Raw genomic sequence first — 14,055 nt, 5'->3', positions numbered from 1 at the left:
CCCTGGCCCGAGCAGGACGGGCAGGCATCCTCGATCATCTGGCCGCGGCCCTGGCAACCCGGACAGGTCCGCTCCAGCGTGAAGAAGCCCTGTGACTGCCGGACACGCCCGGCGCCGCCGCAGGTCGAACAGGTCTTGGGCTTGGTTCCGGCCTTGGCGCCGATGCCCGAGCAGGCCTCGCAGGTGACCGAGACCGGAATCTCGATCTGTGCGGTCTTGCCGCCAAAGGCTTCCTCGAGCGTGATTTCCATGTTGTAGCGCAGGTCGGCACCGCGCTCGCGGCCGCCGCGGCCGCGCTGCCCGGCCATGCCGAACAGGTCTTCGAAAATGTCGGAGAAAGAGGAGGCGAAACCCGCGCCGAAGCCGGCACCACCACCGCCGCCCTGCTCGAAAGCAGCGTGGCCGTAACGGTCGTAGGCGGCGCGCTTGTCCTTGTCCTTGAGGACCTCGTAAGCCTCGTTGAGTTCCTTGAATTTGACTTCGCTGCTCTCATCCCCCGGATTGCGGTCGGGATGGAATTTCATCGCGAGCTTGCGGAACGACGACTTCAGCTTGCCTTCGTCGGCGTCGCGTTCGACTTCGAGGGTCTCGTAGTAGCAGCGCTTGGTGGACGTGGACATGTTGGGCTCGGTCTATCCAATCGCGATTCAAGTCGGAGCGAAACAACGTCGCCACGCGACGATATAGGCGGCCTTCCGCCCGGCGGCAGAGGGCTGCATGGCAGCGTTCAGGATAACGGCTGGGAATTGATTGATCGTAACGGGCCCGACCTTCAAGGGGTTTTGGCCCGAAGAGCCCGACACGGCGGCCTCCCCCGCGAGGGAGGAGGCCGGTAGCGCGTGTGGGGTCCAAGCCGTCCGCATCATCACCCTCTCGGGGCTTAAGCGGACTTCTTGTTGTTCTTGTCGTCGTCGACCTCGGTGAACTCCGCGTCGACGACGTCGTCCTTGGCCGCGTCCTTCTTGGCGTCGGCCTCGGCCTGCTGCTTGTACATGGCCTCGCCGAGCTTCATCGAAGCCTGGGCCAGCGTCTGGGTCTTGGCCTTGATCGCCTCGGCATCGTCGCCCTTAAGCGCTTCCTTGAGGTCGCTGACGGCATCCTCGATGGCGCGGCGCTCGGTCTCGGCGACCTTCGAGCCGTGCTCTGCCAGAGCCTTCTCGGTCGAATGCACCAGACCATCCGCCTCGTTCTTGGCGGTGACGGCCTCGCGGCGCTTCTTGTCCGCCTCGGCATTGGCCTCGGCGTCCTTGACCATCTTCTCGATGTCGGCTTCCGACAGGCCGCCGGAGGCCTGGATGCGGATCTGCTGCTCCTTGCCGGTGGCCTTGTCCTTGGCCGACACGTTGACGATGCCGTTGGCGTCGATGTCGAAGGTCACCTCGATCTGCGGCATGCCGCGCGGCGCCGGCGGAATGCCCATCAGGTCGAACTGGCCGAGCATCTTGTTGTCGGCCGCCATTTCACGCTCGCCCTGGAAGACGCGGATGGTGACCGCGTTCTGGCTGTCCTCGGCGGTCGAGAACACCTGGCTCTTCTTGGTCGGGATCGTGGTGTTGCGGTCGATGATGCGGGTGAACACGCCGCCCAGCGTCTCGATGCCCAGCGACAGCGGGGTGACGTCGAGCAGGAGCACGTCCTTGACGTCGCCCTGGAGCACGCCGGCCTGGATCGCGGCGCCGATCGCCACGACTTCGTCCGGGTTGACGCCCTTGTGCGGTTCCTTGCCGAACAGCTGCTTCACGACTTCCTGGACCTTCGGCATGCGCGACATGCCGCCGACCAGAACCACTTCGCCGATCTCACCGGCGGTGACGCCGGCGTCCTTCAGCGCCTTGCGGCAGGGCTCGACGGTCTTCTGCACGAGGTCGTCGACCAGCGCCTCGAACTTGGCGCGGGTGAGCTTCATCGTCAGATGCTTCGGCCCGGTCTGGTCCGCGGTGATGAAGGGCAGGTTGATCTCGGTCTGCGTCGTCGACGACAGTTCGATCTTGGCCTTTTCAGCGGCTTCCTTCAGGCGCTGCAACGCGAGCTTGTCGTTGCGCAGGTTGATGCCCTGCTCCTTCTGGAATTCGTCGGCGAGATAGCCGACCAGGCGCATGTCGAAGTCTTCGCCGCCGAGGAAGGTGTCGCCGTTGGTCGACTTCACCTCGAACACGCCGTCGCCGATCTCGAGGATCGAAATATCGAACGTACCGCCGCCGAGATCGTACACCGCGATGGTGCCGGTCTTGGTCTTGTCGAGGCCATAGGCGAGCGCGGCCGCGGTCGGCTCGTTGATGATGCGCAGCACTTCGAGGCCCGCGATCTTGCCGGCGTCCTTGGTCGCCTGGCGCTGGGCGTCGTTGAAGTAGGCGGGAACGGTGATGACGGCCTGATCGACCTTCTGCCCGAGATGGGCTTCCGCGGTCTCCTTCATCTTCTGCAAGATGAACGCCGAGACCTGCGAGGGCGAGTAGGTCTGGCCGTCGGCCTCGACCCAGGCGTCGCCGTTGGAAGCCTTCACGATCTTGTAGGGGACGAGCTTCTTGTCCTTCTCGACCATCGGGTCGTCGTAGCGGCGGCCGATCAGGCGCTTCACTGCGAAGAAGGTGCGCTCGGGATTGGTAACGGCCTGGCGCTTGGCCGGCTGGCCGACGAGACGCTCACCGTCGTCCGTGACGGCGACGATCGAGGGCGTCGTGCGCATGCCTTCGGAATTCTCGATGACTTTGGCGTTCTTGCCATCCATCACGGCGACGCACGAATTCGTGGTGCCGAGGTCGATCCCAATGACCTTTCCCATGGTCCTGATATCCTTGTTTTTGCGGCAGGTTGGCTGGGCCCAAGAGGCACCCAAACCGAAACCCCCTAAGATCAAACATTCGCGATATTGCGATGGTTGAGGCTCATATAGGAGGGGGGGAGGGGCCCGCAAGGACCGAAGCCAGGTTTCTGCCGCGAAAACATTGGGTTTTGGAAGATCATATCCGGGCTTCACCGCCTTGCAGGTCAGGAATTATTAACAGGTTCGGGCATCAGCAAGCCCCCCATACCGCAAGCCCCGCCCGCCCTGTTGCCGTAAGCCCAAACCCGGTAAAAGGCGGACCGGCCGGGCAGCCGCCACGGCTGCTCCGCGCGACAATGCGGCCCGGTGGCCGACCATCGAACGGCCTCAATGTGAACCAATCAGAGTGCCCATGAAGCTGATCCGCCCCCTCGCCGCGCTCGCCCTCTTCATTGCATCCGCGTTTCCGGCACTTGCCGCCGACGCCGTGTTTCCGCCAGGCCTGCGCCTCGGCATGGTGCCGCTGGTCGGCCTCAACACTGCAAAAACCTTTCCGGGCTTCGAGAGCGAGGACGGCAACGTCAAGGTGCTGATCACCGAGCTGCCGCCGGCGGCCTATGGCGAGGTCGTCAGCGCCTTCAATTCCAATCCGGCCGGCGCCAATGGCGTCAAGCAGGACAAGGTCGAGACGCCCGCGGGCCTTGCTTATTTCACCACCGAAAGCGGCAAGGCCGGCGACACCCCGGTCAAGCGCTACTCGATGATCGTGCCGGGCGCCGGCTTCTCCGGTTATGTCGCGGTGCAGATCCCGGAGAATGCGACCAAGATCTACACGGATGAAGCGGTGCGGCAGATGTTTGCGAGCGCCACCACCCGCAAGCAGGTCTCGGCCGAAGAGCAGATCGCGCTAATGCCCTTCAAGATCACCGATCTCGCCGACTTCAAGGACATCCGCACGCTGGCACCGGGCTCCAGCATCATCCTGGCCGACGGCGACGAAAGCACCGGCTACGAGTCGAAGCCGTTCATGATCCTCGGCGTGATCGGCGCCACCCCGCAACAGGCCGACGACCGCGCCCGCTTCGCCCAGGAGGCGGCGCTGCAGATCCCCGGCGTGCGCGAATCGCGCGTCACCATGTCCGAGCCGATCCGCATCAACGGCCAGCAGGGCTTCGAGACCCGGATCGACGGCGTCAGCGGCAAGGACAAGGTCCCGGTGACCGTGGTGCAGTGGATCCGCTTCTCGAGCGGCGGCGCCTCGCTGCGCATCATCGCCAGCGCCCCGCGCGAACAATGGCTGGCCGCCTTCACCCGCTTCCGCGCCGTGCGCGACGGGATTCAGCCGAAGGGGTAGGGCGGCCTCACATATTTGCTGTCGTCCCTGCGAACGCAGGGACCCATACCGCGTGATCTCGCAGTTTGGTTGGTGGCAGTACCAAACTCCGAATCTTCGCCAAACATCTCCCTGTGGTTATGGGTCCCTGCGTTCGCAGGGACGACAGCGAGGTTGGGCTGCAGCCCACCCCCTCCTCACCCACACCGGCTGCATTTTCCGGCTTCTGTTCGTGTACCAACGGAACTAGGCTTGCCACCCGTTGGATCATCCCAGGGAGGCGGACGATGCTGGCTCGGCGACAAGTCTTGACAATGCTCGGAACGACAGCGCTGGCGACTCTCGCGCCAACCGCACGCCTTGCAGCTGCACCGATCAAGCCCGACGAGACCTCCGCGCTGCTCGTGATCGACGTGCAGAATTGCTTCCTGCCCGGCGGCAGCCTTGCGGTGAAAGAAGGCGAGCAGGTGGTGCCCGTCATCAACAAGATGTCCAAGGCGTTCGCGAATGTGGTGATGACGCAGGACTGGCACACGCCGGGCCATATCTCGTTCGCGTCGGTCCACTCCGGCAAGAAGCCGTTCGAGACCGTCGACCTTCCCTACGGCAAGCAGGTGCTGTGGCCCGACCATTGCGTGCAGGGCACCGACGGCGCCGCCCTGTCGAAGGACCTTGCGATCCCGCATGCCGAGCTCATCATCCGCAAGGGTTTTCACAAGGACGTCGACAGCTATTCGGCCTTCCTCGAAGCCGACGGCAAGACCTCGACCGGCCTCGCCGGATATTTGAAGGGGCGCAAGATCAAGCGCGTCTTCGTCGCTGGCCTGGCGACGGATTTCTGCGTGGCCTGGACCGCGCTCGACGCGCGCAAGGCGGGCTTCGAAGTCTATGTGGTAGAAGACGCCTGCCGCGGCATCGACACGCAGGGCTCGCTGGCAAAAGCCTGGGCCGACATGGCCAAGGCCGGCGTGAAGCGGATCCAGTCTGCGGATATCGCGGCGGGTGCGTAGACGACGCGCTCTATCCTCCCGTCATTCCGGGGCGCGCGTGAGCGCGAGCCCGGAATCCATTAGGCGGTTGTCTCTGCTGCTCGACGGATTCTCAGGTGCGCAATTGCGCACCATAGCTCGCGACTTCGTCGCGCCGCGGAATGACAACCGAACTTAGTTCGGCGCGCCGCTCGACTCGTTGCTGTTCGCCGCCGGAGCAGCCTTCGCACCGCCCTTGGCGACGCCGACCAAGGCCGGACGCAGCACGCGATCGCCGATGGTGTAGCCGGCCTGCATGATCTGGACCACGGTGCCCGACGGCACCGACGCATCCGGCACTTCGTACATCGCCTGGTGGAAGTTCGGGTCGAACTTCTGACCCTGCGGATCGAGCTTCTTCACGCCGTGCTTTTCCAGCGCGCTGTGCAGCGACCGCTCGGTGAGCTCGACGCCCTCGATCAGCGAGGCCAGGCCGGGATCGGCCGCGGCACGCGCCTCGGCCGGAACAGCGTCGAGCGCGCGCTGAAGATTGTCGGCGATGTCGAGCACGTCGCGGGCAAAGCCGGTGATACCGTAGAGGCGGGCGTCCGCGACTTCCTTGGCGGTGCGCTTGCGCAAATTCTCCATCTCGGCCAGCGTCCGCAGCATGCGGTCGCGCGCCTCGGTGGCTTCCTTCTGCAAGGTCTCGACCGAGCCGGGCTCGGGATCGTCGGGCATGATGTAGGGCTTCGACACCACGGGCTCGCCAGTCGGCGCGGCCGCGTCTTCGGGTTGCCGGTCTCGATCGGTCATCGGCTCTTATCTCGAACTCGTTGCAGGGATTGTTGGCCCGGATATCGTGCCTAAGCGGGCGAAAATCAAGCGCCCGTGATCGGATCGAACGCCGGTCAGCCTCCCAAAAGGCGGCTGACGATGCGGGCGGCGTAGTCCACGGTCGGGATCACACGGGCATAATTCAGCCGCGTCGGGCCGATCACGCCCAGGACGCCGACGATGTGGCCGGCGGCATCCCGATAGGGTGAGATGATGGTGGAGGAGCCCGACAGTGAAAACAGCTTGTTCTCGCTGCCGATGAAGATGCGCACGCCTTCCGCGGTCTCGGCCCGACCCAGCAGGTCGATCACGCCGCGCTTGGTCTCGAGATCGTCGAACAAAAGGCGTACCCGCTCCAGATCCTCCAGCGCGTGCAGATCCTCCAGCAGATTGGCGTGGCCGCGCACGATGAGCTGGCGGTCCTCGTTCTCGCCGCCGGACCAGCTGGCGATTCCGGCGGAAATCACCTTTTGGGCGAGCTGATCCAGCTCGGCGCGAGCCTCCCCAAGCGCGGTCTCGAGCTCGAGCCGCGCTTCGGCCAGGGTGCGGCCGCGGATGCGCGCATTGAGGAAGTTGCCGGCTTCGGTGATCGCCGAAGAGGGAACTCCGGGCGGCAGCGTCAGCACGCGGTTCTCGACCTGGCCGTCCTCACCGACGAGGATCACCAGCGCCTTCTCCGGTTCCAGACGGACGAATTCGATGTGCTTCAGCCGCGCATTGGATTTTGGCGTCAGCACCACCGCGGCGGCCCGGGTCAAGCCGGACAGCCGCGTCAAGGCCTGGTCCAGCGCCGCCTCGACCGAGTGCGCCTGGCCGACCGAGGTGAGCTGGCTCTGGATCGACTGCCGCTCGGCCTCGTTGAGGTCGCCGACCTGCATCAGGGCATCGACGAAGAAACGCAGGCCGAGTTCCGTCGGCAACCGGCCGGCGGAGGTGTGCGGCGCATAGATCAGGCCGAGCTGTTCCAGATCGGCCATGACGTTGCGGACCGAGGCCGGCGACAGCGGCATGGCGATCAGGCGCGAGATATTGCGCGAGCCCACCGGCTCACCGGTCGCCAGATAACTTTCGACAATTTGACGAAAGATGTCGCGGGAACGCTCGTTGAGCTGGGCAAGGCCTGCGCGCGGCGCGATCAGATGGATCGGATCGTGATGGGCCACAGACAATAACTCCTCTCAGATCCTCATAATTTGTCTATCCCCGAGGCGTCTGACAAGCGTGGCGTTTGCGGACCCGGAATCAGGGCAGGAATTGAGAGAGGAATCGGGGGATGAATAAGCCCTTGCCGCCCACCCTCACCCCACCTACAAGCACCGCCAACAGCCTTATCCCGTGAGTTTTGGAGGATTTCCCATGCGGCCAAGCCGCCGTGCGCCCGACGAATTGCGCCCCGTGACGCTGGAGCGCGGCGTGGTCAAATATGCGGAAGGCTCCTGCCTGGTGAAATTCGGCGACACCCATGTGCTGGTCACCGCCACGCTGGAAGACCGCCTGCCGCCGTGGCTGAAGGGCCAGGGCCGCGGCTGGGTCACCGCCGAATACGGCATGCTGCCGCGCGCGACCTCCGAACGCACCCGCCGCGAGGCCGCCGCCGGCAAGCAGAGCGGCCGCACCGTCGAGATCCAGCGCCTGATCGGCCGCTCGCTCCGCACCATCGTCGACCTCGAAGCGCTCGGCGAGCGCCAGATCACGGTCGATTGCGACGTGCTGCAGGCCGACGGCGGCACCCGCACCGCCTCGATCACCGGCGCCTGGGTCGCACTGGCCGACTGCATCAGCTGGATGAAGGCGCGCAACATGATCAAGGCCAACGTGATGCGCGACAACGTCGCCGCGATCTCCTGCGGCATCTTCAACGGCACGCCGGTGCTCGATCTCGACTATGCCGAGGATTCGGAAGCCCAGACCGACGCCAATTTCGTCATGACCGGCGACGGCCGCATCATCGAGGTGCAGGGCACCGCGGAGCGCGAGCCGTTCACGCAGGACGAGTTCCTGAAGTTGATGGCGCTGGCCCAGAAGGGCATCGCGCGTCTGGTGGACTTGCAGAAACTGGCTGTGGCGTAGTCAATAGGCCCATGCATCGTCGAATCACGGACAAGCTCGTCATCGCGACCCACAATCCCGGCAAGCTCGCCGAGATGCGGGAGCTGCTTGCGCCGTACGGCATCGCCGCGGTGTCGGCCGGCGAGCTCGGCCTCGCCGAGCCGGAGGAGACCGGCAGCGATTTCCGCAGCAATGCCGCGATCAAGGCGATCGCGGCGGCGCAGGCGACGAAACTCCCATCCTTCGCCGACGATTCCGGCATCGTGGTCGACGCGCTCGACGGCGCGCCGGGAATTTACAGCGCGCGCTGGGCCGGTCCTTCCAAGGATTTCAACGCGGCGATGGCGCAGATCGAGCGCCTGCTGCAGGAGCGCGGCGCCACCACGTCGGACCGCCGAAGAGCGCATTTCGTCTCCGCGCTCTGCGTCGCCTGGCCCGACGATCATGTTGAAGAGGTCGAGGCGCGCGTCGACGGCACGCTGGTCTGGCCGCCGCGCGGCACTGCCGGCTTCGGTTACGATCCGATGTTCTTGCCCGATGGCCACACTCGCACCTTCGGCGAGATGGAGAGCATCGAGAAGCACGGCCTGCCGCCGCTCGGCCTTGGCCTGTCGCACCGCGCCCGCGCCTTCGTGAAACTCGCGGAGATCTGCCTTGAGCCGCGCTAGAGCGTTTTCAAGCGAAGTGGATACCGGTTCGCGCCAGGAAAACGCGTCAAAACAAGAATCGCAAGCTTTTGGCGTCTATGTGCACTGGCCGTTCTGCCTGTCGAAGTGCCCCTATTGCGATTTCAACAGCCATGTCCGCCACGCCGCGATCGACGAGGCGCGCTTCGCTTCCGCCTTCGCGCGCGAAATCGCAACGACCGCCGAGCGCGCGCCCGGCCGCGAGGTCACCTCGATCTTCCTCGGCGGCGGCACGCCGTCCCTCATGCAGCCCGCAACCGTCGGCGCGGTGCTCGATGCGATCGGCAAGCACTGGACGGTCGCAAAAGACGTCGAAGTGACGCTCGAGGCGAATCCGACCAGCGTCGAGGCCACGCGCTTTGCCGGCTATCGCGCGGCCGGCGTCAACCGCGTCTCGCTCGGCGTGCAGGCGCTCGACGATGTCTCGCTGAAGGCGCTCGGACGCCTGCACAGCGCCCGCGAGGCACTCGATGCCGTCGCCATCGCGCGCCGCTCGTTCGATCGTTATTCGTTCGACCTGATCTACGCCCGTCCCGATCAGACGCCGGCGATGTGGGCCGACGAGCTGCGCCTCGCCATCAATGAAGCGGCCGAGCATCTGTCGCTCTATCAATTGACCATCGAGGAAGGCACGCCGTTCTTCGGCCTGCACCAGGCCGGCAAATTGAAGACGCCGGACGAGGCGGTCGCGCGCGCGCTCTACGACGTCACGCAGGAAACCTGCGACAGGCTGGGGCTACCCGCCTACGAGATCTCCAACCACGCGCGGCGCGGCGCCGAGTGCCGGCACAATCTGGTCTATTGGCGCGGTGAGGAATATGCGGGCATCGGCCCCGGCGCCCACGGCCGTCTCGACATTGACGGCATCAGGCACGCCATCGCCACCGAGAAACGCCCCGAAGCCTGGCTGATGCGGGTCGAGACCAACGGCCATGGCGTCGTCACCGACGATCTCCTCAACAGCGAGGAGCGCGCCGACGAATTCCTGCTGATGGGATTGCGTTTGGCCGAGGGCATCGATCCCGAGCGCTACAAGGCTCTCTCCGGTCGCCCGCTCGATCCCAAACGCATCGCGCTGCTGCGCGAAGAAGGCGCGATCACGGTCGATGCGACGGGACGTCTTCGCGTGACGAGCAGCGGATTCCCGGTGCTCGATGCCGTGGTCGCGGACCTCGCGGCGTAGCCAGCTACGCCCCAAAGCTCTTCGGTGAGCCCGCGACCGCGACGCCGCCGCCTTGCGTCACCTTCATCACCGCCAGGCCACGCTCATTGGTGCCGTCGGCGCGGAAGCGGAACAGGCCGTCGATGCCGGCAAAGCCGGAGGGGTTGGTGAGCACATCAGGCGAGAAGCGCGTGGTGCCTTGCGTGCGCGCGAGTGCAGCGACGAGGGCGACCGCGTCATAGGCGAGTGTCGCGGTGCGGATCGGCTCGGCGCCGTATTTGGTGCGATAGCGGCCGGAGAATGCGCGAAAACCGGCCGGGTCCGGCGCGGCATAGAGACCGCCTTGCAGGGCCGCGCTGGCATAGACGCGCGGACTGTCCCACAGGCCGGTGCCGAGCAGCTGGATGTTGCGCAAATTCGCGCCCGCCGCGGTCATCGCATCCGCCACCGACACGACGGCATCGCCGTCATCGGCGATGAACAGCGCATCCGCGCCGCCGAGCTGCTGCGCGACCGTACGCGCCGGCGTGGCGCGATCGGCGCCGTATTTCTCGAAGGCGACGATGCGCCCGCCGCGCCGCGGCACCGCCGCCTTCACCGCGGCCTCGACGACATTGCCATAGGCGTTGTCGGGCACGAGCACGGCGACCGAGCGCTTTCCGATGCTGGCGGAATATTCGACGATGCGGTTGACGTCGGACTCCGGCAGGAAGGAGAGCAGATAGACCCCACGCCCGGCGATGCTCGAATCGGTCGAGAAGGCCATCACCGAGATGCCGCGCGTCCGGGCGACCTGCGCCACCGCCGGCACCGACTGTGCGAACAACGGTCCCAGAATGATCTCGGCACCCTCGTCGACCGCCTGCTGTGCGGCGGCCTGCGCGCCTTGCGGGCTGCCATTGTCGTCCTTGATCAGGAGCTGGATGTTCGGATTCTGGAACTCCGCCAGCGCCATCTCGGCGGCGTTGCGCATGGATTGCGCGGCAAGGCCGGCATTGCCGGCGGCCGAGAGCGGCAGGATCACGGCGACCCTGACGCCGCCGGTGCCGGCGGTCGTCGCCTGTTGCGGCGGGCCGGCCGGCTGGGCCGGCGGTGGGGAGGAGCTGCTGAACGGGTTGGAGAACTGGCTGAGACTCTGCTGCACGCCGGCGCAGGCCGACAGCAGGGGCGCGCCGAGCAACAGGCCGAGCGCGCTCCTTCGGCTCGCCCCCGATATCAGGGACCCCGGAACGGGAGACTTTGGATGACGCGGGCCCGGCATATGGCAGCTTCTCTTCTGACCCGCCGTCTCGTCGGCCGGTCACGACATTCTTTCCACGACACAAGCCGCGGATTCAGGCATATTGTCGGCAAATAGTTAACCGAAACAAAAGGATAATGGCCGCTTAACGCGACCGCCTTTCCGTCCCGGCAGCTGTTCGCCGTCGCTTACGCAGCATCAAGGCGGCGTTTCCGTCGCGAATATGGCGCGAAGGCCCTCATTCCTTGCGACGTGATCCTGATCGATCACATTCCCGTCCGTTCCTCGCCCCTCACCTCAGCACGATCTTTTTCGGCGAGCCGGTTCCCAGTCCTGCCGATCGTGCCTAAGTTGACTTCATTATGCGCGCAAAGCCGGCCCCGATAAATACGCCTGAAGCTCAAGACGCCGCCTCGCGCGGTTTCTCCATCGATGCCCACCGGCTCGCGGCGCCCAAGGCGGCACCGGGCCTCCATCTGGTCGCAACCCCGATCGGTAATCTCGGCGACATCACCCTGCGGGCGCTCCAGACCCTCGCCGGTGTCGATGTCATCGCCTGCGAAGACACCCGCATCACACGGCGCCTGACCGAGCGCTACGCTATTACCGCGCAGCTCAAGCAATATCACGAGCACAACGCCGAAGTCGCGCGCCCGAAGATCCTCGAGGCGCTTGCCGCAGGCGGCTCGATGGCGCTGGTCTCGGACGCCGGCACGCCGCTGATCTCCGATCCCGGCTTCAAGCTGGTGCGCGAGGTGTGCGCCGCCGGCCACGCGGTGTATGCGCTGCCCGGCCCGTCCTCGGTGCTCGCCGCTCTGTCGGTGGCGGCGCTGCCGACCGACCGCTTCTTCTTCGAAGGTTTCCTGCCGGCGAAATCCGCCGCGCGCCGCGCGCGCCTTGCCGAGCTCGCCCGCATCGATGCGACGCTGGTGATGTTCGAATCCGGCAACCGTGTGCAGGATACGCTCGCCGAGCTCGCCGAGATCATGGGCGCCCGCGAGGCCGCGATCTGCCGCGAGCTGACCAAGCTGCATGAGGAAGTTTCGCGCGCGAAGCTGGCCGATCTCGCTCGCGATGCCGATGCGCTCGAAACGCGCGGCGAATTCGTGCTGGTGATCGCTCCGCCGGCAGATGACGCCGAGCTGCTGACACCGGATGCGCTGGACGACCTGCTGCGCGAGCAGCTCGGCACGCACAGCGTCAAGGACGCCGTCGCGCATGCGGTTGCGCTCTCCGGCCGCCCGCGCCGCGAGGTCTATGCCCGCGCGCTCGAGCTCGCCAAGGATCTGCACAGGGATTCGCGAGGCGGCGATGGCGAAGGCTGAGACGCCCAAAGAACCCAAGATCGCCTCGCCGGAACGGCTCGCCGCGTTCCGCACCGGCATCTCCGCCGAGAGCCGTGCCGCCGCCTATCTGATGGCGAAAGGCTACCGCATCCTCGCCAAACGCTTCCGTACTCCGCATGGCGAGATCGACCTCGTGGCGCGACGACGCAATTTGATTGCCTTCGTCGAGGTCAAGGCCCGCGCCAGCCTCGACGATGCCGCCTACGCCGTCACCCCGCGCCAGCAGCAGCGCATCATCGATGCCGCGCAAGGCTGGCTCGTAGCGCATCCCGAGCATGCCGAATTCGAATTGCGATTCGACGCCATGCTGATTGCGCCGCGCTCACTTCCGCGCCATGTGTTGGCGGCATTCGACGCCTCGACCTGAAAGGCAGACCATGAAACTGAACGTCGCCGTCCAGATGGACCCCATCGCCCGCATCAACATCAAGGGCGATTCCACCTTCGCGCTGCTGCTGGAGGCGCAGAAGCGCGGCCATGGCCTGTCCTATTACACGCCCGACAAGCTCTCGATGGTCGGGGAGGAGATCGTCGCTCCGGTCCAGCTGCTCACCGTGCGCGACGAGCCCGGCGACCATTTCACGCTTGGCGAGGCGAAGCGCGAAGCGTTGAACGGCTTCGACGTGGTGCTGCTGCGCCAGGATCCGCCGTTCGATCTCGCCTACATCACCTCGACGCATCTTTTGGAGCGCATCCATCCGAAGACGCTTGTTGTCAACGATCCCGCCTCGGTGCGCAACGCGCCGGAAAAGCTGTTCGTGATGAACTTTCCGCAGCTGATGCCGCCGACGCTGATCTCGCGCGACTTGGATGAGATCAACGCGTTTCGTGACAAGCATGGCGCCGTGGTGATGAAGCCGCTGCACGGTCATGGCGGCGCGGCGGTGTTCCGCGTGATGCCGCAGGACATGAATTTCGGCTCGCTGTTCGACATGTTCTCGGTCACTTTCAGGGAGCCCTGGGTGATCCAGCAGTTCATCCCCGAGGTGAAGCATGGCGACAAGCGCATCATCCTCGTCAACGGCGAGTTCGCCGGCGCGGTGAACCGCGTGCCGGCCGCCGACGACCTCCGCTCCAACATGGTGCGCGGCGGCGCGGCGCAGGAGACCGAGCTCACGCCGCGCGAGCGCGAGATCTGCGCCACGGTCGGCCCCGCGCTGCGCGAGCGCGGCCTGTTGTTCGTCGGCATCGACGTCATCAACGGAAACCTTACCGAGATCAACGTGACATCACCCACCGGCATCCGCGCCATCGCGCGCCTTGGCGGCCCCGATGTCGCGGCGAAGGTCTGGGACGTGATCGAAGAGAAGCGGAAGAAGTAGCGATTGGCTTGTAGCCCGGATGGAGCGAAGCGCAATCCGGGATCTCACCACGTGCCCAACAGCCCCGGATTGCGCTTCGCTCCATCCGGGCTACGGACGACGCGCGCGGCACCACCCCGCATATAACTAACCACCCATTCACCATGACGCCCCGCACATCGTGCGAACGCACGAGCAGCACTGCGTGAAACTACGGGGCCACTGGCCGACCGGATAACGCCGCGTTCACCATCTGCCGAGAACCAGCAACGCGGCGGGTCATCGCGTTCGGCCTCGCAACACCCCTTATACTTTTACTCCCTACTCATCGACACGGGGGAACACGCCAGGTGCGGTTCGAGTGCCCCGCGT

At 65.6% G+C, this 14,055-nt stretch carries 13 protein-coding genes; 8 read left to right on the top strand and 5 right to left on the bottom strand.

Going from position 1 to position 14,055, the window contains the following annotated elements; translation table 11 throughout:
• Both SE92_RS23690 and dnaK read right to left on the bottom strand, forming a co-directional pair.
• On the bottom strand, positions 1-620 hold a 620-nt coding region (locus tag SE92_RS23690), incomplete at its 3' end, for a DnaJ domain-containing protein (RefSeq protein ID WP_157095946.1).
• 260 nt (positions 621-880) lie between these two features.
• Positions 881-2,782 (bottom strand): molecular chaperone DnaK, encoded by a 1,902-nt coding sequence (gene dnaK, locus SE92_RS23685; RefSeq protein ID WP_063198803.1) that lies wholly within the window; start codon positions 2,780-2,782, stop codon positions 881-883.
• Positions 2,783-3,176: 394 nt separating this feature from the next.
• Here dnaK and SE92_RS23680 point away from each other — a divergent pair, with 394 nt between their 5' ends.
• On the top strand, positions 3,177-4,118 hold the full coding sequence (locus SE92_RS23680) for a hypothetical protein (RefSeq protein WP_063198801.1): 942 nt from the start codon (positions 3,177-3,179) through the stop codon (positions 4,116-4,118).
• Between the two features lie 266 nt (positions 4,119-4,384).
• The gene (pncA, locus tag SE92_RS23675; RefSeq protein WP_063198799.1) at positions 4,385-5,107 is read left to right on the top strand and encodes a bifunctional nicotinamidase/pyrazinamidase; all 723 of its coding nucleotides are present in this window, start codon (positions 4,385-4,387) and stop codon (positions 5,105-5,107) included.
• 153 nt (positions 5,108-5,260) lie between these two features.
• Here pncA and grpE read toward each other — a convergent pair whose 3' ends face one another.
• Both grpE and hrcA read right to left on the bottom strand, forming a co-directional pair.
• Positions 5,261-5,878 (bottom strand): nucleotide exchange factor GrpE, encoded by a 618-nt coding sequence (gene grpE / locus SE92_RS23670; RefSeq protein WP_063198797.1) that lies wholly within the window; start codon positions 5,876-5,878, stop codon positions 5,261-5,263.
• Positions 5,879-5,973: 95 nt separating this feature from the next.
• The gene (gene hrcA, locus SE92_RS23665) at positions 5,974-7,062 is read right to left on the bottom strand and encodes a heat-inducible transcriptional repressor HrcA (protein WP_063198796.1); all 1,089 of its coding nucleotides are present in this window, start codon (positions 7,060-7,062) and stop codon (positions 5,974-5,976) included.
• Between the two features lie 193 nt (positions 7,063-7,255).
• Between hrcA and rph the strand changes: the two genes are divergently transcribed.
• The 3 genes from rph to hemW are packed head-to-tail and all read left to right on the top strand — an operon-like array spanning position 7,256 to position 9,817.
• The gene (gene rph / locus SE92_RS23660; protein ID WP_063198794.1) at positions 7,256-7,969 is read left to right on the top strand and encodes a ribonuclease PH; all 714 of its coding nucleotides are present in this window, start codon (positions 7,256-7,258) and stop codon (positions 7,967-7,969) included.
• Positions 7,970-7,980: 11 nt separating this feature from the next.
• Positions 7,981-8,616: an RdgB/HAM1 family non-canonical purine NTP pyrophosphatase gene (rdgB, locus tag SE92_RS23655; RefSeq protein WP_063198792.1), complete on the top strand. Its 636-nt coding sequence runs from the start codon at positions 7,981-7,983 to the stop codon at positions 8,614-8,616.
• 16 nt (positions 8,617-8,632) lie between these two features.
• Complete coding sequence (gene hemW, locus SE92_RS23650; protein WP_063198790.1) at positions 8,633-9,817, top strand: radical SAM family heme chaperone HemW; 1,185 nt, start codon at positions 8,633-8,635, stop codon at positions 9,815-9,817.
• 4 nt (positions 9,818-9,821) lie between these two features.
• Here hemW and SE92_RS23645 read toward each other — a convergent pair whose 3' ends face one another.
• Positions 9,822-11,057: a penicillin-binding protein activator gene (locus SE92_RS23645; protein WP_198172769.1), complete on the bottom strand. Its 1,236-nt coding sequence runs from the start codon at positions 11,055-11,057 to the stop codon at positions 9,822-9,824.
• Positions 11,058-11,398: 341 nt separating this feature from the next.
• Between SE92_RS23645 and rsmI the strand changes: the two genes are divergently transcribed.
• Genes rsmI through gshB form a run of 3 tightly spaced genes read left to right on the top strand, consistent with a single transcriptional unit; the run spans position 11,399 to position 13,704 of the window.
• The gene (rsmI, locus tag SE92_RS23640) at positions 11,399-12,361 is read left to right on the top strand and encodes a 16S rRNA (cytidine(1402)-2'-O)-methyltransferase (RefSeq protein ID WP_063198789.1); all 963 of its coding nucleotides are present in this window, start codon (positions 11,399-11,401) and stop codon (positions 12,359-12,361) included.
• Entirely contained in the window at positions 12,348-12,749 is a 402-nt protein-coding gene (locus tag SE92_RS23635) for a YraN family protein (protein ID WP_063198787.1), read from the top strand. Before rsmI ends, SE92_RS23635 begins: the two co-directional genes overlap by 14 nt.
• Before the next feature lie 10 nt (positions 12,750-12,759).
• On the top strand, positions 12,760-13,704 hold the full coding sequence (gene gshB / locus SE92_RS23630; protein WP_063198785.1) for a glutathione synthase: 945 nt from the start codon (positions 12,760-12,762) through the stop codon (positions 13,702-13,704).
• The last annotated feature ends 351 nt before the right edge of the window (positions 13,705-14,055 follow it).

This window comes from Bradyrhizobium sp. AT1 (genome assembly GCF_001590795.1).
Classification (GTDB): domain Bacteria; phylum Pseudomonadota; class Alphaproteobacteria; order Rhizobiales; family Xanthobacteraceae; genus Bradyrhizobium.
This window is presented reverse-complemented; position numbering and strand designations above follow the sequence as displayed.